The 20516-nt window shown below is 67.7% G+C and carries 20 protein-coding genes; 1 reads left to right on the top strand and 19 read right to left on the bottom strand.

Annotated elements, in window-relative coordinates; all coding sequences use genetic code 11:
• Positions 1 to 6: 6 nt before the first annotated feature.
• Complete coding sequence (locus VEG08_05250) at positions 7 to 777, top strand: enoyl-ACP reductase (GenBank protein ID HXZ27390.1); 771 nt, start codon at positions 7 to 9, stop codon at positions 775 to 777.
• Between the two features lie 85 nt (positions 778 to 862).
• Here the strand turns inward: VEG08_05250 and VEG08_05245 are convergent, their stop codons facing one another.
• From VEG08_05245 to VEG08_05155, 19 genes are all read right to left on the bottom strand, one after another.
• Positions 863 to 1174, bottom strand: coding sequence for a hypothetical protein (locus tag VEG08_05245; protein HXZ27389.1), 312 nt, complete (start codon positions 1172 to 1174; stop codon positions 863 to 865).
• A 67-nt stretch (positions 1175 to 1241) separates the two neighbouring features.
• Positions 1242 to 1715, bottom strand: a complete 474-nt coding sequence (gene tsaE, locus VEG08_05240; protein HXZ27388.1) for a tRNA (adenosine(37)-N6)-threonylcarbamoyltransferase complex ATPase subunit type 1 TsaE — start codon at positions 1713 to 1715, stop codon at positions 1242 to 1244.
• Positions 1712 to 3337: an NAD(P)H-hydrate dehydratase gene (locus VEG08_05235; GenBank protein HXZ27387.1), complete on the bottom strand. Its 1626-nt coding sequence runs from the start codon at positions 3335 to 3337 to the stop codon at positions 1712 to 1714. Before VEG08_05235 ends, tsaE begins: the two co-directional genes overlap by 4 nt.
• A complete protein-coding gene (locus tag VEG08_05230) occupies positions 3334 to 4338 on the bottom strand; it encodes a potassium channel protein (GenBank protein HXZ27386.1) in 1005 nt (334 codons plus the stop codon). Before VEG08_05230 ends, VEG08_05235 begins: the two co-directional genes overlap by 4 nt.
• A 93-nt stretch (positions 4339 to 4431) precedes the next feature.
• Complete coding sequence (locus VEG08_05225) at positions 4432 to 5991, bottom strand: amino acid permease (protein ID HXZ27385.1); 1560 nt, start codon at positions 5989 to 5991, stop codon at positions 4432 to 4434.
• 36 nt (positions 5992 to 6027) lie between these two features.
• On the bottom strand, positions 6028 to 7587 hold the full coding sequence (locus VEG08_05220; GenBank protein ID HXZ27384.1) for an amino acid permease: 1560 nt from the start codon (positions 7585 to 7587) through the stop codon (positions 6028 to 6030).
• A 40-nt stretch (positions 7588 to 7627) separates the two neighbouring features.
• A complete protein-coding gene (thiE, locus tag VEG08_05215) occupies positions 7628 to 8302 on the bottom strand; it encodes a thiamine phosphate synthase (protein HXZ27383.1) in 675 nt (224 codons plus the stop codon).
• On the bottom strand, positions 8299 to 9663 hold the full coding sequence (gene accC / locus VEG08_05210; GenBank protein HXZ27382.1) for an acetyl-CoA carboxylase biotin carboxylase subunit: 1365 nt from the start codon (positions 9661 to 9663) through the stop codon (positions 8299 to 8301). Before accC ends, thiE begins: the two co-directional genes overlap by 4 nt.
• Positions 9664 to 9685: 22 nt before the next feature.
• On the bottom strand, positions 9686 to 10177 hold the full coding sequence (gene accB, locus VEG08_05205) for an acetyl-CoA carboxylase biotin carboxyl carrier protein (protein HXZ27381.1): 492 nt from the start codon (positions 10175 to 10177) through the stop codon (positions 9686 to 9688).
• Between the two features lie 37 nt (positions 10178 to 10214).
• Complete coding sequence (locus VEG08_05200; protein HXZ27380.1) at positions 10215 to 11303, bottom strand: aminopeptidase P family protein; 1089 nt, start codon at positions 11301 to 11303, stop codon at positions 10215 to 10217.
• A 77-nt stretch (positions 11304 to 11380) separates the two neighbouring features.
• Positions 11381 to 13885 carry a type IV pilus secretin PilQ gene (gene pilQ, locus VEG08_05195; GenBank protein ID HXZ27379.1) on the bottom strand — a complete coding sequence of 835 codons (2505 nt, stop codon included), beginning with the start codon at positions 13883 to 13885 and terminating at the stop codon, positions 11381 to 11383.
• Positions 13886 to 14031: 146 nt separating this feature from the next.
• On the bottom strand, positions 14032 to 14592 hold the full coding sequence (locus tag VEG08_05190) for a hypothetical protein (GenBank protein ID HXZ27378.1): 561 nt from the start codon (positions 14590 to 14592) through the stop codon (positions 14032 to 14034).
• Between the two features lie 21 nt (positions 14593 to 14613).
• Complete coding sequence (gene pilO / locus VEG08_05185; GenBank protein HXZ27377.1) at positions 14614 to 15249, bottom strand: type 4a pilus biogenesis protein PilO; 636 nt, start codon at positions 15247 to 15249, stop codon at positions 14614 to 14616.
• A gap of 16 nt (positions 15250 to 15265) precedes the next feature.
• On the bottom strand, positions 15266 to 15916 hold the full coding sequence (locus tag VEG08_05180; protein HXZ27376.1) for a PilN domain-containing protein: 651 nt from the start codon (positions 15914 to 15916) through the stop codon (positions 15266 to 15268).
• On the bottom strand, positions 15913 to 16968 hold the full coding sequence (pilM, locus tag VEG08_05175; protein HXZ27375.1) for a type IV pilus assembly protein PilM: 1056 nt from the start codon (positions 16966 to 16968) through the stop codon (positions 15913 to 15915). Before pilM ends, VEG08_05180 begins: the two co-directional genes overlap by 4 nt.
• A gap of 9 nt (positions 16969 to 16977) precedes the next feature.
• A complete protein-coding gene (locus VEG08_05170) occupies positions 16978 to 17211 on the bottom strand; it encodes a helix-turn-helix domain-containing protein (GenBank protein HXZ27374.1) in 234 nt (77 codons plus the stop codon).
• Between the two features lie 388 nt (positions 17212 to 17599).
• Positions 17600 to 18826, bottom strand: a complete 1227-nt coding sequence (locus VEG08_05165) for a DegT/DnrJ/EryC1/StrS family aminotransferase (GenBank protein ID HXZ27373.1) — start codon at positions 18824 to 18826, stop codon at positions 17600 to 17602.
• Positions 18807 to 19778 carry an NAD-dependent epimerase/dehydratase family protein gene (locus VEG08_05160; GenBank protein ID HXZ27372.1) on the bottom strand — a complete coding sequence of 324 codons (972 nt, stop codon included), beginning with the start codon at positions 19776 to 19778 and terminating at the stop codon, positions 18807 to 18809. The genes VEG08_05165 and VEG08_05160 overlap by 20 nt, the downstream gene beginning before the upstream one ends.
• Positions 19775 to 20516 (bottom strand): hypothetical protein (locus VEG08_05155; GenBank protein HXZ27371.1); only part of this gene is annotated, 742 nt, incomplete at its 5' end. The genes VEG08_05155 and VEG08_05160, both read right to left, overlap by 4 nt.

Raw genomic sequence — 20516 nt, 5'->3', positions numbered from 1 at the left:
ACCCGCATGGCAGGCAGCCTGGAAGGCAAGACGGCGGTGGTCTTCGGAGTGGCCAACAAGCGCAGCATCGCCTGGGCCATCGCCCAGCAGATGCAGCAGGCGGGCGCGCGCCTGGCCATCACCTACCAGAACCAGCGGCTGGAGCAGGAGGCCAAGGACCTGATCACCGCCCTGCCCGGGGCCGAGGCCTTCATGTGCGACGTCTCCCGCGACGAGGAGATCGACCGCCTCTTCGCCCAGCTCCAGGAGCGCTACGGCAAGCTGGACGCGCTGGTGCACAGCATCGCCTTCGCGCCCGCGGCCGAGCTCGCGGGCGAGTTCCTGGCTACCAGCCGCGAGGGCTTCCGCGTCGCCCACGACGTCAGCGTGTACTCGCTGGTAGCGCTGGCGCGGGCGGCGGCGCCGCTGATGACCGACGGCGGCTCCATCCTCACCCTGACCTACTACGGCGCGGAGAAGGTGGTGCCACGCTACAACGTGATGGGGGTGGCCAAGGCGGCGCTGGAGGCTTCGGTGCGCTACCTGGCCTTCGACCTGGGCAAGCGCAAGATCCGGGTGAACGCCATCTCCGCCGGGCCCATCAAGACGCTGGCCGCGCGCGGCATCTCCGGTTTCGGCGACATGCTGAAGGGACACGTCGAGCGCGCTCCCCTGCAGCGCAACGTGGAGGTGGACGAGGTGGGCAAGACCGCGGTCTTCCTGGCCTCGGACGCGGCCAGCGGCATCACCGGCGAGGTCGTCTACGTCGACTGCGGCTACAACATCATGGGGTTCTGAACATTGACGATTGACGATTGAGACCTTGACGATTGGAAGGCGGTCGGCAGCCGTTGCGGTTCAATCGTCAATGAATCAATCCCAGCTACCTCTTGCTTCCCAGCGCCGCATTCAGGTACCGGATCTTGTGCAGCAGGAGTTTGCGTTCGCGCAGCAGGCGGTCGATGTCGCCGGGAGCGTGGGCGATGAAGTCGGCGGCGGCCGCGGCCTCGGCGCCGCTCAACCGCCCGCCTTCGGCGGCGAGGGTGCAGACGTCCACGCCCCCGCGCGCGCGGATCACCACGGCCTGGGTGCCGGCCGCCTGGCGCTGCGCGTGCCAGGGAGCGTCGGGAGCGCGCAGCAGCCGCTCCGCGATGGCTTCCAGTTCCTCATCCTCCAGCCGGTCCTTCGATCGCATAGCTCCCTCCCAATCCAAGCGAATGATTTCACCGCAGAGGTCGCAGGGAACGCAGAGAACGAGAGACTCAATGCTTCTTCTGTTTTGATCTTATCGTCTCTGCGTTCCCTGCGTGCTCGGCGGTGAAGACGATCTTTCTTTCGTTCTCGCCGGTGCGCTCCAGGGCGATCTCGACATCGCGCTCGCGGCGGAAGCGCTCGAACTTCTCTCCCCACTCGATGAGCAGGACGGCGTTGTCGGCGAAGAGATCGTCCAGCCCAAGAGTCTCCAGCTCGCGCGGCGTGTCCACGCGGTAGAGATCCACGTGATAGACGTTCACCCGGGGCGAGCGGTACTCGTGCACCAGGGTGAAGGTGGGGCTGGTGACCTGGTCCTGGCGGGCGGCGTCGAAGCCCTCGGCGATGCCCTTGATGAGCGTGGTCTTCCCTGCCCCCAACTCACCGCGCAGCAGGACCAGTCGCGGCGGCTGGAGGTCCGCGGCCAGACGGCGCCCCAGCGCGACCGTCTCCTCGGCGGAGTGCGTGCTGAATTCCTTCTTCATCGCGCGAGCAGGCGGCTGGGTTGGGCGCCGAGCTGGACCCAGGCGAACTTCGACCGCGCCAGCCGGCGCGCGAGCAGGAAGGCATCGGGCAGGAACTTGAGCAGCGAGGAGGCGACCAGCGAGTGCTGGCCCAGGCGCTCCGCCGCCAGGTCGCCGGCCAGGCCGTGCAGGTAGACGCCGGCGAGGGCAGGTAGCGCCGGCGCCGCTTTGCCTCCCTGGGGAACGAGCCCGGCGATCAGGCCGGTCAGGATGTCGCCGGTGCCGCCGGTCGCCATGCCAGGATTGCCGGTGGGATTGATCCAGGCGCGGCCGTCGGGAAAAGCGACGATGGTGCGATGTCCCTTCAGCACGACTATGCAATGGTGCCCTTGCGCGAAGCGGCGGGCCACGCCCAGGCGGTCCCGCTGCACCTGCTCGGTGGAGATACCCGCCAGCCGCGCCATCTCGCCGGGATGGGGAGTGAGCACCAGAGTACGGTTGCGGCCATCCAGCTCCTCGGGGTGCTTCTCAAAGGCGTTGAGACCGTCGGCATCGAGTACCACCGGCAGCTCCGCCTGGGTCACGACGGTGCGCACCAACTGCGCGGTCTCGGGGTGGCGCGAGATGCCGGGGCCGATGGCCAGCACGTCCTTCCCCTGAATGAGCCCGTCCATGCGGCCGTACTCCAGGGCGCGCAGCGAGATCGTACCTGCATCTGTCTCGTCCAGGGGCTCGGTCATGATCTCCGGCGCGAAGCCGGCGACCGTGGGCAGGACGGACTTGGGTGTGGCGACCGTGACCAGGCCGGCGCCCGCGCGCAGCGCCGCCATGCCGGCCATGGCCGCCGCCCCCGCTTTGCCCAGCGAGCCGCCGATCACCAGCACGTGGCCGAAATCGCCCTTGTGGGCCTGGGGAGAGCGCGGAGCGACCGCCCCCGCGATGTCCTGGGGGGTGATGACCTCGAGATCCAGCTCCGACTCGATCGCCTCGGGAGGCGAGCCGATGGGCGAGACCGCGACCGCACTCTCCTCGCCCAGGGAACCGAAGACGTGCGCGGGGCGGGGCGCGGTGAAGCTGACCGTGGCCTCGGCGGGAGCGACCGGCCCCTGCCTGTCCACCGGAGTGCGCAGATCGGCGTCGGCTCCCGAAGGGATGTCCACCGCGACCACGTGCCGGCCGTCGCGCGCGCACTCCCACATCCGCCGGACGGCCTCGGCGTACAGGCCTTTGACCGGCGGCTGGAAGCCGGTGCCCAGCAGGGCATCCACCAGGAGGTCGCAGCCGAAGACGCGCTGCGCGGCCGGAGCCGCCAGGTGCTTCTCCTCGCGTGCCGCCACCGGCTTGATGCCCATCTTCTTGAACATGGCGGCAGCGTCGCCGCGCAGTTCTGCGGGCGCGGCCAGCAGCAGGACTGAGACCTTCTTCCCGGCCGCGCGCAGGCGGCGGGCACAGACGAAGCCGTCGCCGCCGTTGTTGCCTTTGCCGCAGATCACGCCGATGGTCTTCGCACCCGGATACCCCTCGAGGACGAACGCGGCCACGGCGGAGCCGGCGTTCTCCATCAGGGTGAGCGAGGGCACGCCGAAGCGCTCGCTGGTGAGGCGATCGATCGAGCGCATCTCGTCGGCAGTGACGATCTTCATCGCGGGGCGGCGGCCGTCTCTTCCAGCCGGTCCAGGTTGGCGCGCTCGCCCATCACGATGAGGTAGTCGCCCTGCTCGATGGCGTCCTCGGGGGAGGGGTTGAAGCGCATGCTTTCGCCGCGCTTGATGGCGAGCACGATCACGCCCATCTCCTGGCGGATGCGCGAGCCTTCGATGGTCGCGCCGGCGAAGCGCGAGGCCCGCTCCACGAAGACCTCCTCGATCTCCAGGCCGAGCTTGCCCTTGCGGGCGGTGGCGATGTCGAGGAAGTCGAGCACGTTGGGGCGCAGGAAGCTCTGCGCGATGCGGTGGCCGGCGAAGGTGTAGGGGGAGATGACGGAGTCGGCGCCGGCGGTGAGCAGGTGCTTCTCCGCGTCTTCTTCGCTGGCGCGCGCCAGGATGCGCAGCTTGGGATTCAGGGCGCGAGCGGTGAGCACGATGTAAATGTTGGTCGCGTCGGTGGTGGTGGCGGCCACCAGGCCACGCGCGCGCTCGATCTGCGCCTGGCGCAGCACGCTCTCCTGGGTGGCGTCGCCGATCAGGGTGAGCCACTCGCCCGCGCCCACGTGCGCGACCTTGTCCTCGTTCTGCTCGATGATGACGAAGGGGGCGGGGCGGCGGATGAGCTCGCGGGCGGCGCTGCGGCCTACCCGCCCGGCGCCGCAGAGGATGTAGTGGTCGGAGAGCCGGCCGATCTCGCGTTCCATGCGTCTCCTGCCGAAGAAGCTGGTCAGCTCGAATTCTAACAAAGCCTGGGTGAGGGTACCGATGGTGAGGAACAGCAGGCCCACCCCGGCGAAGATCAGGAAGAGGTTGAAGACCCGCCCGGCGTGGCTGAGCGGGTGGACCTCCTGGTAGCCGATGGTGGTGAAGGTGGTGACGGTCATGTAGAGGCCGTCGAACCAGGGCCAGCCTTCGATGTAGTGGAAGCCGGCCATGCCCACCAGGGTGAGCAGCAGCAGCGCCGCCAGGACGAGCTTCAGGTTGCGCAGGGCCTTCACACCAGCGAGTTTCAGGTTTCAAGTTTCAAGTTTCAAGCGGAAAAAGAAAACGGCCCTCCAGCGCAGGCGGAGGGCCGGAAACGCCAGGAGCCGCTAGTCGGCCTGGGCGGGGGCCTGGTCACCGGCGGGCGCGCCCCTCTTCATGGCCTGTACCCGGCTGTGCCGGGCGCCGTAGGTGAAGTAGATGGTCATCCCGATGATCAGCCAGATCAGGAGGCGCAGCCAGGTGATTCCGTTCAGGCCCAGCATCATGGCCAGGGAGATGGCGATGCCCATGATGGGGACGAAGGGCACCCAGGGGGTCTTGAAGGGCCGCTTCAGATCGGGGCGCTTGACGCGCATCACCCACACCCCGGCACAGACGATGACGAAGGCCATCAATGTCCCGATGGAGACCATCTGCCCCAGCGAGCCGATGGGCACCAGCGAACCGATGGTGGCCACGCACACCCCGGTGATGGCGGTGGACTTCCAGGGAGTGCGGAACTTGGGATGGACCTCGCCCGCCCACTTCCACAGCAGGCCGTCGTGGGCCATGGAATAGAAGACGCGCGACTGGCCCAGCAGCATGACCAGCATCACCGTGCTCAGCCCGGCCAGCGCCCCAGCGTTGACCACATAGCTGCCCCACTTGATGCCGGTCTCGCGGATGGCCAGCGATACCGGGGCGCCGATGTTGAGGCGCGTGTAATGCACGGTCGCGGTGAGGATGCCGGATACCAGGAGGTACAGGACGGTGCAGATCAGCAGCGAGCCCAGGATGCCGACGGGCATGTCTTTCTGCGGGTTCTTGGCTTCCTGCGCGGCGGTGGAGACGGCGTCGAAGCCGATATAGGCGAAGAAGACCACTCCCGCAGCGCGCAAGACTCCCGACCAGCCGAAAGCTCCAAAGCGCCCAGCGTTCGCCGGCATGAAAGTGGCCCAGTTGGGATGCGCGACCTCGGGATGCTTGATGACGAAGGCGCCGGCCACCACGATGAAGGTCACCACCGCGATCAGCTTGATGAAGACGACGGTGGTGTTGAAGTTGGCCGATTCGCGGATGCCGACGATGAGCAGGATGGTCACCGCGATGATGGCCAGGAAGGCGACCAGGTTGAAGGTTGTGCTGGCGTGCTGGGTGGCGCGGGCCAGCTGGTCCATGGTGAAGGTGGTGTCCGGCCCCCAGCGGCCGTCCACCATGGACCACTTGGCGCCGGGGACGTCGCAGATCTGCGGCGGCAGGTTGATGCCGTAGTCCTGGAGGAAGGCCACCAGGGTGGAACTCCAGCCGGAGGCCACGGTGGCCGCGCCGAAGGCGTATTCCAGGATCAGGTCCCAGCCGATGATCCAGGCGAAGATCTCGCCCAGGGTGGCGTAGCCGTAGGTGTAGGCGGAGCCGGCGATGGGGATGAGCGAGGCGAACTCGGCATAGCAGAGGCCGGCGAAGGCGCAGCCCAGGCCCGCCAGCACGTAGGAGAGGACGATGGCGGGTCCGGCATACTGCGCCGCGGCCTGGCCGGTGAGCACAAAGATGCCCGCACCGATGATGGCGCCGATGCCCAGGGTGACCAGGTTGATGGGTCCCAGGGCGCGTTTCAGACTGTGTTCGCCCGAGTCCTTGGCCTCGGCCATGAGCATGTCCAACGGTTTGGTTGCCAGCAGGTTAGCCATCCGGTCTCCTCGCAGTGAGTTTCAGTGCAGTGAGTTTCAGTCCGCCGCGGCAGGCGCGCTCCCCTTCCCTGCCCACCGGGTCCAAACAAAATAAACCGGGATGCCGAGCAGCACAATGATCAAGCCCGGCCAAGTGTACTGGGGTTTGAAGCGCAATAATACTAAATCGATGTAGAGGGCCATCAGGATATAAACCCCCGGCAGCAAGGGGTAACCGAAGGCCTTGTACGGGCGCTCGGCCTGCGGATGCGTGCGCCGCAGCACGAACAGGCCGGCGATGGTCAGGATGTAAAAGACCAGCACCGCGAAGATGATGTAGTCGAGCAACTGGCCGTAGCTGCCGGAGAGGCAGAGCACGCAGGTCCACACCATCTGCACCATGAGCGAGACCACCGGGGTGTGGTAGCGGGGATGGACCTTGCCCACCGCGCGCAGGAAGAAAAGGCCGTCCTTGGCCATGGCGTAGTAGACGCGCGCCCCCGCCAGGATCAGCCCGTTGTTGCAGCCGAAGGTGGAGATGAGGATCGCCACCGCCATGAGGGCGCCGCCGGCGGAGCCGAACATCTGCTGCATAGCGGCGGTGCCCACGCGGTCCTCGGCGGCGTACTGGATGCCGCGGGCCAGTACGGTGGCCCCGTTAGGATCGCCCGCCAGGGGCAGAACGTACAGGTACACGACGTTGGTCAGCACATAGAGGGCGATGACGATGCCGGTGCCCAGGGCCAGGGCCAGGGGCAGATTGCGCCTGGGATTGCGCACCTCGGCGGCGGTGAAGGTGACGTTGTTCCAGGCGTCGGCGGAGAACAGCGAGCCCGTCTGCGCCACCGCCACGATGGCGATGGTGCCCACCAGCACGATGGGGCCGCCGCTGCCCACCTGCAGCAGGTGACGGGCGCCCAGGCCGGCGTTGTGCCAGAAGTCGGAGAAGTTGGCGGCCATGGCCTGGGGGTTGCGCCCGATGGCGAAGCCCACCGCCACCAGACCGAGGAGCGCCGCCGCCTTGGCGATGGTGAAGATGTTCTGCACCAGCGCCCCCAGCCTGATCCCGAAGATATTCAACACCGAAAGAAAGACCACCATCAGGATGGCGACCAGGTTCTGGGTATTGAGCCCGACGTCCATGTTGCCCAGCACCATGGGGCCGATGTGGATGGCGGGCGCCTTCCAGAAGTGCAGGATCCAGTTGCTCGAGGAGACGGAGGGAAAGAAGTAACCCAGGAACTTGCCGAAGGCGACCCCCACGGCGGCGATGGTGCCGGTCTGGATGACCAGGAAGAAAGTCCAGCCGTAGAGGAAGCCCCAGAGCGGTCCCAGCGACTCGCGCAGGAAGACGTATTGGCCGCCGGCGCGGGGCATCATGGCGGCCAGCTCACCATAGGCCAGGGCGCCGGTGATGGTCATGAAGCCGGTGACCAGCCAGGCGGCCAGCAGCAGGGCCGGCGAGCTCACCTCGCGGGCGATCTCGGCGGAGACGATGAAGATCCCCGACCCGATCATGGATCCCATGACCAGGGTGGTGGCGCTGGTCAGGCCCAGGCCTTTGACCAGCTCCTGCTCGGGAACGGCGGCGCGCACGGCTTGGACGTCGGTGCTCACGAACCTCCTCCTGCTTCAGATGCAGCCTGCGGCAGGCGCATCACCGCAAGATGCGGAGAAATTCCTCCACCGCCCGGCGGGGCTCCGCCCGCAGGTCGGCGATGACGGCCACCGAATCCGCGCCCGCCTCGATCACAGAGCGGCAGTTGGCGCGGGTGATGCCCCCGATGGCCACCAGCGGCTTGCCGGTGGCGCTGCGGGCGGAGCGCACGCCCTCCAGCCCGATCACCGGGTCGGGCCGCTCCTTGCTGGCGGTGGCGAAAACGGGCCCGACGGCGATATAGTCCACCGGGGTACGGTCCGCCTCTTTCACCTGCTCAACCGAATGCGCGGAAACGCCCACCCAGAGCCGATCTCCGAGGATACGGCGGGCGCCCTCCGCCGACAGGTCGTCCTGGCCGAGATGGACGCCGTCGCACCCCGCCGCCAGGCAGAGGTCGGCGCGGTCGTTGAGGAGGAGGCGGGCCTTGCCTTCGCTGAGGCGGCGCAAGGCGCGGGCGCCGTCCAGCACACGCCGCGCATTCCCGGTCTTGTTGCGATACTGCAGCAGCGTAGCTCCGGCCGCCAGCAATTCCTGGGCGAAGCTGAGAAGGCGGGCCGCTTGCCGGGCTTCATCCTTCTCTTCCGCGAAGGCGGAGGCATCCACGATGGCGTAGAGACGGGGCAGCAGTCCGGTAGCCGCCAGTTGTGTCTCGCGAGGCGAGGGGGCGCTCACCGCGGCACCGCCTCGGGCGCGGGCTGCAGGAAGCGCTCCATGAACTTGGTGTCGAGGCGGCCGGCGCGGAAGTCGGCGTCGGCCATGATGCGCTGATGCAGGGGGATGCTGGTGTAGATGCCCTCCACGATGAACATCCCCAGGGCGCGGGCCATGCGCGAGACCGCTTCCTCGCGGTCCTTGCCGTGGGTGATCAGCTTGGCGATGAGGGAGTCGTAGTAGGGCGGGATGACGCCTTCGGCGTAGGCGGCGGTATCCACCCGCACTCCGGTGCCTCCGGGAACGTGGAAGGCCGAGATCTTACCCGCCGAGGGAGTGAACTTCTCGGGGTGCTCGGCGTTGATGCGGCACTCCAGGGCATGGCCGCGATGCTCGATCTTCCCGGGCAGCACCGCCGCCAGCTTCTCTCCCGCCGCGAGCAGCACCTGCGACTTGACCAGGTCGATGCCGGTGACCATCTCGGTGACGGGATGCTCCACCTGGATGCGGGTGTTCATCTCGATGAAGTGGAGCTTGCGCTCTTCGTCCATGAGGAACTCGACGGTGCCGGCGTTGACGTAGCCGATGCGGGCCAGGGTGGCCTCCAGCTTCTCGCCGATCTCGCGGCGCAATTCCGGGGTGACCGCCACCGAGGGCGACTCCTCCAGCAGCTTCTGGTGGCGGCGCTGGATGGAGCACTCGCGCTCTCCCAGGCTGACCACGTGGCCGTGGGCGTCGGCCAGCACCTGGAATTCGATGTGCCGGGGGCGCTCGATGAACTTCTCCATGTAGAGGTCGCCGTTGCCGAAGGCGGCCGCGGCCTCCGACTGCGCGGCCAGGAAGAGGTTGGTAAGTTCCCCCTGGGAGCGGATGACGCGCATGCCGCGCCCCCCGCCTCCCGCCGAGGCCTTCACGATCACCGGAAAGCCGATCTGCCGGGCCCACTCCAGGGCCTCGCTCTCGTTCTGCAGCACCCCCTCGGAGCCGGGCAGGATGGGCACGCCGCTCTGTTTCATGGCCACGCGCGCCTTCTCCTTCTCGCCCATCAGGCGGGTCACCGACGGAGGCGGGCCGATGAACTTGATGTGGCAGGTCTCGCAGACCTCAGCGAAGTTGGCGTTCTCGCTGAGCAGGCCGTAGCCGGGATGGATGGCCTCCACGTTGGCGATCTCGGCGGCGCTGATGACGGCGGGGATGTTGAGGTAGCTCTCGGCCAGCCGGGGCGGGCCGATGCAGATGGCCTCGTCAGCGAACCGCACGTGCAGGCTGTGGCGGTCGGCCTCGCTGTAGATGGCCACCGTCTTGATGCCCAACTCCTTGCAGGCGCAGATCACGCGCAGGGCGATCTCGCCGCGGTTCGCGATGAGGATCTTCTTGAACATAGGAGGCTGCCGCGCGGACTCCTCAGGCACGCGGCCGGATGGCGAACAGGGGCTGGCCGTACTCCACCGGCTGCCCGTTGCTCACCAGCTTCTTGACGATCTCGCCGGCGATGTCGGACTCGATCTCGTTCATCAGCTTCATGGCTTCGATGATACACAGCACCTGCCCGGCGTCGACCGCGTCCCCGGCCTTGACGAAGGGGGGCGCCCCCGGCGAGGGGGCCTCGTAGAAGGTGCCCACGATGGGGGAGTTGATCATGTGCAGGCCGTCTTCCTCCGCCGCCTTGGCTGCGGCCGGCGCGGGAGCGGCCGCGGAAGTGAGCGCCGCGGCCACGGGATGGAACTCGGGCGCGGGGACGGCGGGCACCGCCGGCAGGTGGACGTAGCGGGGCTCGGGCTGCTCCGCCGCGCCGCGCTTGATGCGCACCTTGACGTCGCCGCGTTCCAGCTCGAACTCGGCGATGTCTTTCTCGATGAGAAACTCGATGAGTTCTTTCAGCTCTTTTTGGTTCATTGTCGGGTATGTGGCGGAAGCCCTGGGTATGACGCGCCTACAGCGTAATCAGTTCCTTGGTGGTCGGGGTCAGCACCCGGCAGCCCTCGGTGGTGACCGCCACCATATCCTCAATGCGAACCCCACCCTCGCCGGGGACATAGACGCCGGGCTCCACCGTGATCACCATGCCGGCCTGGAGCGGCTCTTTCTCGCCCCTCCCCAGGCGCGGCGGCTCGTGGATCTCCAGCCCCACCCCGTGCCCGGTGGAATGGGTGAAGTATCTGCCCCAGCCGGAGCGCTGCAGCACCCGGCGGGCGGCCGCATCCACCTGCCCCGCCAGGACCCCTGGCCGTACCTCTTGCACAGCAGCCTGCTGCGCCTCCCGCACCGCCTCGTACATCCCCAGGGCCCGCGGCGTGGGCTTGCCCAGGTACAGAGTGCGGGTCATATCTGAACAATAGCCGGAAAGTATAACACCGAAGTCGAGGACGACAAATCCCTTGTTTGGAATAGGTTGCGAGGAAGCCCGGCCGTGGGGGAGGGAGGAGCGCGCGCCCGCCGCCAGGATGGTCTCAAAGGACATCCCCTGGGCGCCGGCGCGCCGCGCGGCGTACTCCAGCTCGGCCGCCACCCGGGACTCGGCCACCCCGGGAAGGATGGAGGGGAGCAGGCCCTCGAACAGGCTGGAGGCCAGCACCACCGCCGCCTCGATCTGCTCCACCTCTTCCTCCTCCTTGACCATGCGCAGACGCTCCACGAAGCCGGCGAGCGGCTTGAGGCGCGAGCGCGGGCGCTTGCCGGCGGCCGCCGCCTCGCGCTGGGCGAGGCTCATGTGCTCGGCCTCGACGCCGATGGGACTCACCCCGTCCAGCCACGACATGGCCGCCGCCAGGGCCGAGCCCTTGGCGATGCAGACGCGTACGCCCTGGACCTCTTCGCGGGCTTGCTCGGCGTAGCGGCCATCGGTGAAGAAGGCCAGTTTGCCTCCCCCAGGGGAGTGCTCCCGCTTGCAGGCGAGGACGCCGGCGCTGCCGGTGAAGCCGCACAGGTAGCGAATGTTGGCCAGATGCGTGACCAGCAGCCCCGAGGTACGGCAGAGCTGCATGGCGTGGCGGAGCGCAGCCTGGCGGCGTGGGTAGTCCATGGCCTCCTAGTGTAGACAAGAAAACCCCGCGGGGGTGATTCCCCGCGGGGTGGAGGGGAAGGGCGCGGGCGCCCCGCCTAGGTCTGGATGATCTTCGGGGTGATGAAGAAGATCAGCTCCTGGGTCGAGGTAGTGACCGTGCGCCGCTTGAAGACGTTGCCGAAGACCGGGATGTTGCCCAGCAGCGGCACCTGGCTGATGTTGACCGAGTTCTGGGTCTGAATCACGCCGCCGATCACCACCGTACCACCGTCGGTGATCAGCACCTGCGTGGTCGCCTGCTGGGTCACCAAGGTGGGGTTGCCCGAAATCGTGCGGCTGAAGTCGGGGGTGGTGTTTTCCACGTCCACGTTCAGGAAGATGGTGTTCTCCGCGGTGATCTGCGGGGTCACCGTAAGGCGCAGGAAGGCGTCCACGTAGGTGACGGTGGGCGGCCCGCCCAACTGGGCCGCGGTCACGATGGGCACGCGCACGCCCTGCTTGACCACCGCCTGGATGTTGTTCTGGGTGACCACGCGGGGCCGCGACAGGATCTTCAGCAAGCCGCGCGTCTCCGCCATGGTGAGAATGAAGTCCAGGCGGTAGTTGTTGGTGGCGTTGAGGAAGCTGAGGCCGCTGGTGGCCGGGTTGGTGCCGGTGCCGGCGGGCAGGTTGCTGAACAGCGGGATGGAGGAGCCGCTCGTGCCGCCCGCGCCGGTCGTGATGTAGGAGGGACTCAGCCCGGTCACGGTGATGGGGGAGGAGCCGACTGAACTGGCGCCGCCCACAGCGCTGACCCCGTTGCCCCAGCCGAAGCCCAACTGGGTGCCGATGTCGCGGGCGAAGCTGCGGGTAGCGGCGACCACCCGGGCCTCGATCTCTACCTCCTGGGTCTTGCGGTCCAGCTTGGCCAGCAGGGCATCCACCTGCGGGAAGACCGAGGGGATGTCGGAGATGATGAGGGCGTTGGTGCGCTTGTCGGCCACCAGGTCGCCGCGCTGGGAGAGGAACTTCTTGATGGTGGGCACCACGTCCTCAGCATGGGCGTAGCTGAGGAAGCGGGTGACCGTGACCGTGTCCACGGCCAGGCGCTGGGCCTCGATCTGGGCGCGCTTGGCGTCGGCTTCCCGGCGCAGGGTGTCGACGGTGGCGATGCGCAGAACGTTGCCCTCCAACTGCCGGTCAAGGCCGTTGTTCTGCAGCACGATGTCCAAGGCCTGGTCCCAGGGCACATCGTCGAGCACGATGGTGAGCTGGCCGTGCACCGCAGGATCCAGCACCACGTTGAGCCCACTGATGTCGTGGATCAGGCGGAAGAAGTCCTTGATGTCCACGTCCTTCAGGTTGACGGAGATGGGTTCCCCCGTGTAGCGGGGCTTGGCAGCCGGGGTGGTCCCGCCGGCCGCCGCCTGGGTCTGCTGCTGCAGGGCCAGGTTCATGGCCGGCTGCGGACTCATGCTGGCGTTGGCGCTCAGCGGGATCTCCGGCTGCGGAGTGGCGAACTTGGCGGCAGCGTCCACCGCACGCGCCGGCGGGTCCACCGGAGCGGGCTTGCTGTCGGAGCCTTCCGCCTTGTTCTGGAAGGTGGGTTCGACAAAGAGGAAGTCGCTGGCCTTCTTGTCGGTGGCTGCCGCCGCGGCGGTCGTCGGGGCAGCGGGCCCCGCCGCTTCCGTGGCAGCGGGCGCCGGCGGGCTGGCCGGTGCCGCTTCTGCCGCCGGGGCGCTGGCCGCAGGAACCGCGTCCGCCGCAGTCGCCGGGGCGCTGTTCGCCGGCTCACTGGCAATGCTGCCTGGCGCGTGCAGTTGCACGGTCAGGCGATTGCCTTCCGGCACCAGGGAATAGTCCTGGGCGTGGGCCAGGTCCACCACGATGCGGGTCACCGGCGGCTTGCTCTGGAAGCGCGCCATGCGCACGTCCTTGACCGTGTCGCTATGCACGGGGAGGGTGCGCGCGGCCGCAGGGACGGCGTTGGGGACATCCAGCACCAGGCGGTCGGGCCCGGTCAGCTTGCTGACCCTGGGGGCCAGGGGGCCGGTGGCGGTGATCTCGAGATCCATGCCGCTCTGGCCGCGGACCATCGCCAGCTTGCGGATGGTGATGGTCTTCGCCGCCGCCGAGGCCGAGGCCGGGTCCGCGCTGGGAGCGGAGACTGGAGCCGCCGGGCGCTTGGCGTGGGTGGCGGTCACCGCGGGCACACCCGTAGCGGCAGCCGCCGTGGGCTGCAGGCGCACCGCCAAGCCACCCTCGCTCTCGCTCAGGTGGACTTCGGTGCCGGGAGCCAGGGTGAGCTCCAGCCGCGCCACGTCGGAGCCGGTGGCGCCGCGATAGCCCAGGATGCGGTACGACACCACTCCCGGAGCGTTCAGCGTGCGCGCCTGTCCGTCCAGCTGGTCGGCCGAAACCCCCGCCAGATCCACCAGCAGGAGGTTCTCCGAGGGACGATACTCGGTGTGCGTGAAGGCGCCGGACGCGGAAAGGGTGACGATGGTGGCGCCGTTCTGCTGAACCACGCCCACGTTCGTCAGGTGCGTACCGGCAGCCGCTGCCGCCGAGCCCAGCAGGAGCAGCGGTAAGAGAATCCCCAGCGTATGCTTTAGCCTCATCTGATCTCTCCTCACGCCTCGGCACTCTGTCCGGTGCGTGCGCGGCGGGTTCCATCCCGCCGATGAATTAGCCCCTCGCCTCGCGGCGAAACTGCATCCCAGGTTCGGCCCACGGTCCCAGACGACCTTGCTGCCCTCGCCAGCGGCTACGCCGCGGGTCCGGGCACGAGCTTCTTCTCGATCTGGCGCGTGGAGGTATGCCCCATCGCGTCCAGCACGTTCTGCTTGAAGATGACCGAGTCCCCCGTGATCTTGACCACCGAGCCGTCATACAGCTCGTCGTTGTCGTTCAGGAAGTAGGTCTTCTTGGCGGGGTTCTCGACGATGGCGATCCAGCCCCGCGGCCCTTTCACCACCCCGTGGACCTCCAACTGGTCGATGGCCAGGCAGCGCTTGCCGCCGGCGCAGGGTCCGGGTCCGGGCCCGCGGGCGATCACCGGGCTGACGAAGGGATCGCGCTTGCCGCGCCCCGCCGGCGGCGCCACGTGCGCGGTCTCGGCCGCAGGCGCGGGCTTGGCGGCGTGATGCTTGGGAACCATGGGACTGGTCCGCGCATGCTGGGCCGGCTTGGGCGACGGGGTCTTGGCCGCAGGCGCCGGGGCGGCCGGCTTGGCCGTCTTGCTGCCCGTCTTCTGCTTGGGGGAAGGCTCGGCCAGGGCTACGCTCCCCGCCACCAGAAGCACCACAAGGATTTTCAGCGTCTTCATAAGTTGGTTCCCCTAGCTGCCTTACCTGCGCACCCCTGCCCCGCCCGCCCCGGGCTTGCCGCCCTTGGGGGCGGGCGCAGCCTCGTGACTGTAGAAGGTGGTGGCGACGCAGGTCGCGATCACGCTCTCGTTGGGTCCGTACTCGTAGCCGCTCCGCTTGGCCTTGGCGTCCACCGGCGTCTTGACGGAGGCCATCTGCAGGTTGGAGATGTTGACGATGCGTTCCGACTTGGACATGGCCTCCAGGAAGCTCAGCACCCCGTAGAAGCTGCCGTCGATCTGCAGGTTGAAGGGGACCTCGCTGTAGAAGCCCTTGTCGTTGACCGTCTGCGCTTCCAGGCCGCGCACGTCGATGCCGGCTCCGGAGGCGTTGTCCTGGATGAGGTGCATGAACTGGTCGGCGTCCTTGGTGTCAGGAACGATCTTCTTCTCGATCTCCAGTTGCTGCTGCAGGCCAGCGATCAACTGAGTGAGCTGCGCCAGCTTGGGCTCGTACTGCCGGAGCTGGGCGTTCTCCGCCTGCTTGGCGGCGATGTCGCTCTGCAGCTTGGCGTTGATGTCCATGACCGGCCGATCCAGGAACCAGTACCAGGCCCCCGTCCCAAGCACGGCGATCAGGAGGAAGATCCCAATCTGCGCTCCGGCTGACATTTTCATAGTGACCGTCCCAACCTTAAGATTTCTGCAGCAGCTTGGCGCATTCGGCCTGTTGCTGCTGTCCCTGCTGTCCCGGCTGCGGGGCCGGTGGGGCCTTGTCGCAGTCCAGGGTGAAGACGAAGACCTGCATGTCCTTCACGCTCTCGTCCTGGAAGGCCTCTTTGATCTCGACCCGGGTAAAGGCCCCGGACTTCTGCAGGTCGGCCATGAAGTTGGCGATGGCGTGCACGCTCAGCCCGTTGCCCTTGAGCTCGATGGCGCCGCCCTGGTCCTGCATGGAGCGCAGCCACACGCCGTCGGTCATGTTGACCGTGTCCGCCACCTGGGTGAGCAGGGTGACGGGCCCGGTCTGTGCCGACTTGAGGTCGTTGATGATGCAGACCCGGCGCTGGGCGTTCTCGTACTGGGCCTCTTTCTCCTCCCACTTGGCCTTGACGTCGGCCAGCCGCTGGCCCTCGGCCCGCTCGTGGGCCAACTGCTGGTTGAGCGCGGTGGTCTGCGAGTCCAGACGGTGGTAGTAGTAGTAGTTGCCGGCGGCGAACAGGCCCAGCAGGATCAGCCCCACGAACAGGCCGCCGCGGCCGCCCTCCGCTCCCTCCATGGCCATCGCGGGAGCGCGCTTGCCCTTCTTCGGTTTGGTGACGCCCAAAAGGTTGATGCGGATCATTCTTCAAAGCTCCTAAGGGCTAATCCCACAGCCACCGCGAGTTGTCCCGCGTTTTCCTCGATGAGTTCCGCCGACGGCAGGTTAGGGGCGTAGCTGATGCGCTGGAAGGGATTCAACAGCTCCACCGGCAGGGAAAATTCCTGCCGCAGCGCTTCCGTCAGCCCCGGAACCTTGGAGGAGCCGCCCGCCAGGTAGATGCGTTCGATGTGCTCGCCGCTGGCGGTGGCCCGGAAGAAATCGAAGGTCTTCTGGATCTCCAACACGATGATCTCGGTCACCTGCTGCAGGATGGGCATCTTGGCGTCTTCGCTGACCGTGCCCACCTTCTTGCCCAGCTTGAGGGCCTCGGCATCGTCGAAGCTGAGGTCGAGTTCCTTCTGCAGCGAGTCGGTGTACTGGTTGCCGCCCACGCTGACGTCGCGGGTGAACAAGGGAGTGGAGCCCTTGACGATGTTGATGTTCATCACGCTGGCGCCCAGGTTGAGCAGGGCGGCGGTGGAGCCGGGAGCGGGCTCGTAGTTGTACTCGTAGCAGTTCTGCAGGGCGAAGGCGTCGATGTCCACCACCGCCGGGGCCTTCCCGGCCAGCGACAGGACGTTGGTGTAGTTGAGGATCTTGTCCTTCTTCACCGCCACCAGCAGCACGTCCATCTGGGGGCCGCTCAGGTCCTCGGAAAGGATCTGGTAGTCGATGTTGACGTCGTTGACGTCGAAGGGGATGTGCTGGGCGGCCTCGGTGTTGATGCTCTCGGCCAGTTCGGCCTCGCTCATGGTGGCCACCGGGATCTTCTTGACGATCACGGAGTGGCCGCTGACCGAGGTGGCCACTTGCTTGGCCTTGATGTTGTTCTCATTGAAGATCTTGGTAATGGCGCTGGAGACGCTGCCGCTGTCGACGATCATGGAGTCGACCACGATGTCGCTGGCCAGAGGCTCGATGCCCAGGTGCGCCACCTCGATCCCGCCCTTCGCCTTCTTCAGCTCGACGGCCTTGATGCTGCTGGAGCCGATGTCCAGGCCGACGATCGTTTTTCCACCACCAAACAAGCCCATGTTTGCGCCTCAGTGCGTCGCCATTGCGCGCGCCGCTTTGGGTTTCTTTTTGCCCCGTCCTTCGCCCAGGGTGCTCTTGCGCTCCATCCAGGAGTCCAGGATGGTCTTCTTGAACTTCCAGCGGTTGCCCAGTTTGAAGGCCGGGATCTTCTCCTCGTATACGTACTTGTAGAGCGTGTCCGGACTCACCCCCAGGTACTGCGAAGCCTGGCGGATGTTCATCACCTCACGCGACTCGGCCATAGAAGCGCAGCCCTTTCCACAGATATAACTCCCCGCTCCACGGGCGGGAGATGGCCTTTTTCAGTGGGCGGAGTAGAGAATCCTCCGCTTTCTCGGGGGGCGAACTTTCTAGATGCGAGTTATACCAAGGTTACTCCTTCGAGTGTCAAGCAGGTCTTAGGTCTTTCTTCCGGTTTTTGGGGGGTTTAGGCGGAAATGGGCGTCGGTTTTGGGGCTCTTACGTCAATATTCTGTACTGGGAGCGGTACAAGACCACAACCCATTGTGGTGTTGATGCAAAGGGTTCAAGACTTGGCGACTTCGGTTCCTTTTGGACACGGCCCGAAGGCCGAGGGCGGACCAACAGCATCGTTACCGGGTAGGCAACAAGCTCCCCCAGGGAGGACCGTCAGCGGCAGGCTCGGAGCAAAGCCGCGACCACCCGCTCCACCTCCCGCAGGCCCATCTGGTGGAAGAGCGGCAGGACGATGGCTTGGTCCTGGGCGCGTTCGCTCTCCGCCAGGCGGCGGCAGGAGCCGGGGGGGCAGCCGCACTGCTCCCGGGACAGGCCGCAGGACCAGGGTTCGGTGCGGTAGGCGGGCTCGCGGTGGGCACACATGACGGCGCGGCGGGTGGAGATGCCCTCCTCCAGCATGGCCTGCATGACCTGGCGCTGCTCGCGGCCTGCGGGCAGGCGGACGCAGTAGCTCTGCCAGTTGCTGCGGGCCCAGGCAGGCTGCGCCGGCAGCCCCAGGCCGGGGATGGAGGCCAGCCGCCGGCGGTAGGCGGCGGCCAGCTTGCGCCGGCGGGCCAGGATGGCGGGCAGCCGCTGGAGCTGCTCGCGCCCCACCGCCGCCTGGATGTCGGTCATGCGGTAGTTGTAGCCCAGCTCGGCGTAGTCCTCGAAGATGACCTGGCGGGCGCCGTGGCGGACGGTGTCGGGGACGCTCATGCCGTGCTGCCGCCACAGCCGGAAGCGGCGGTCGAACTCCGGGTTGCGGGTGGTCAGCATGCCCCCGTCCCCGGTGGTGAGGAGCTTGCGCGGGTGGAAGGAGAAGCAGGCGATGTCGCCGCGGGGGCGGCCGATCTTCTCCCACTTTCCCTGCCAGCGGATCTCGCTGCCGGCGGCGCAGGCGGCGTCCTCGACCACCGGCAGCCGGTGGCGGCCGGCGATCTCCAGGATAGCGGCCAGGTCGCAGGGCATGCCGATCTGGTGCACGCACAGGATGGCGCGGGTGCGGGGGGTGATGACGCGCTCGATCAGCTTGGGATCGAGGTTGTAAGTCTCCGGCTGGATGTCCACGAAGACGGGCAGCGCGCCGCAGTAGCGGACGGCGTTGGCGGTGGCGATGAAGGAGTGGCTGGCGGTGATGACCTCACCGCCCGGGCCCACCCCCACCGCTTTCAGCGCCAGGTGCAGCGCGACGGTGCAACTGGCGACGGCGCAGGCGTGGGGCGCGCCCACGTAGGCGGCGAACTCGCGCTCGAAGGCGGCCACCTCCGGCCCCTGCGTCAGCCACCCGGAGAGCAGGGGGCGGCGGACGGCGCGGGCCTCGCGCTCCCCGGTCAGGGGGCGGGCCACCGGCAGCAGCGCCGGAGCTTCAGGCGAGGACGTTCTAGTCTTTTTTTTCGGCACGGCGTTCTTCCTGATACCACGCTACCAGCCGCCGCAGGCCCTCTTCCAGGGGGACCTGAGCGGCGAAGCCGAGGCGCTCGCGCGCGGCGCGGGTGTCGGCCAGGCGGCGGGCCACGGGGCTGACCTTGCGCTCGGCCGCGTATTCCACCTGGAGCGAGGAGCCCATCACCCGCAGCAGGGTGGCGGCCAGCTCCTGCAGGCTGGTCTCCACGCCGCTGGCCACGTTGAACACCTCCCCGTCGACGGCCGATTCCGCGGCCAGCAGGTTGGCCCGGGCGACGTCCTCGATGTAGATGAAGTCCATGGTCTGGCGGCCGTCGCCGAAGATCAGCGGGGGCTGGCCGGCGGCGATGCGCTCCATCCAGCGGATCAGCACCTCGGTGTAGACCCCGTGGAGGTCCATGCGCGGCCCATAGACGTTGAAGTAGCGCAGGGCCACGTAGTCGAGGCCGTACATCTCGTGGAAGGCGCGCAGCAGGCCTTCGTTGAAGCTCTTGGTGGCGCCGTAGAGGGTGCTGTCGTTGTAGGGATGATGGCGCTCGGGGGTGGGGAATTGCTCGGCCAGGCCGTAGACCGAGGCCGAAGAAGCCGCCACCACGCGCTTGACCTGGGCGGCGACGGCGGCCTCCAGCACGTTGTAGGTGCCGTCGGCCATCACCTCCAGGGCGAGGCGGGGCTCGGCGGCGCACTGGGTGATGCGGATGGCGGCCTGGTGGAAGAGGACATCCACGCCAGCCATGACTTCGGCCAGCCGCTTGCGGTCGCGGATGTCGCCCTCGACGATGCGCACCTTCCCCGAGGCCAGGGCCGGGAGCAGGTTCTCGCGGCGGCCGCGCACGAAGTTGTCGAGCACGATGACTTCGCGGGCGCGCCCAGCCACCTGGTCGGCGATGTGCGAGCCCACCAGGCCGGCGCCCCCGGTGATGAGGATGCGGCTGCCCTCCAGCTTCATGGCCGCGCTCCTCCCGCCGGGCCCGAAGCCTGCGCCGCCGGCGCCGGGGAAGCGACGTTCAGCGTGGTCTCCAGGACGTAGCGGGGACGGCCGCGGGCCTCGTCCAGCGTCCGCCACAGGTACTCGCCGATGATGCCCAGCATCATCATGTTCAGGCCCCCCAGGATCAGCACCACCAGCATGAGCGAGGTCCAGCCCTGCACCAGTTGGGCGAAGAAGAGCCGGTCGACCAGCACCACCAGCGCATAGAGGAAGCCCAGCACCGCCACCAGCATGCCCAGGTACGACATGAAGCGCAGGGGCGCGTAGGAGTAGCCCACGAAGAAGTCGGCGAAGGTCTTGAGTTTCTTGCCCAGGGTCCACTTGCTGCGGCCCGCCTGGCGGGCCTGGCGCTCGTAAGGCACCTGCGCCTGGACGACCGCCATGGTGGAGAGCACGCCGTCGAGCATCAGGTTGCGCTCATGGTGCCGGCGCACGATGTTCAGCGCCTGCGGGCCCAGCAGGAACATGCTGGAGCCGGAGGGCGCCAGGTTGCGGCTGACCAGCAGCCGCGCCAGCCCGTAGAACAGGCGCGAGGAGAGGCGCGAGCCCAGCGGGTCCTGGCGGGTGTTGCGCACCGCCCACACGATCTCCACCGGGGGCTGCAGCGCCGCCAGCATGCGCGGGAGGGCGTCAGGCGGGTCCTGCAGGTCGCAGGCCACGAAGCAGGCGGCATCGCCGGTGGCGTAGTCGAAGCCG

It is taken from the genome of Terriglobales bacterium (genome assembly GCA_035624475.1).
Classification (GTDB): domain Bacteria; phylum Acidobacteriota; class Terriglobia; order Terriglobales; family Acidobacteriaceae; genus DASPRL01.
This window is presented reverse-complemented; position numbering and strand designations above follow the sequence as displayed.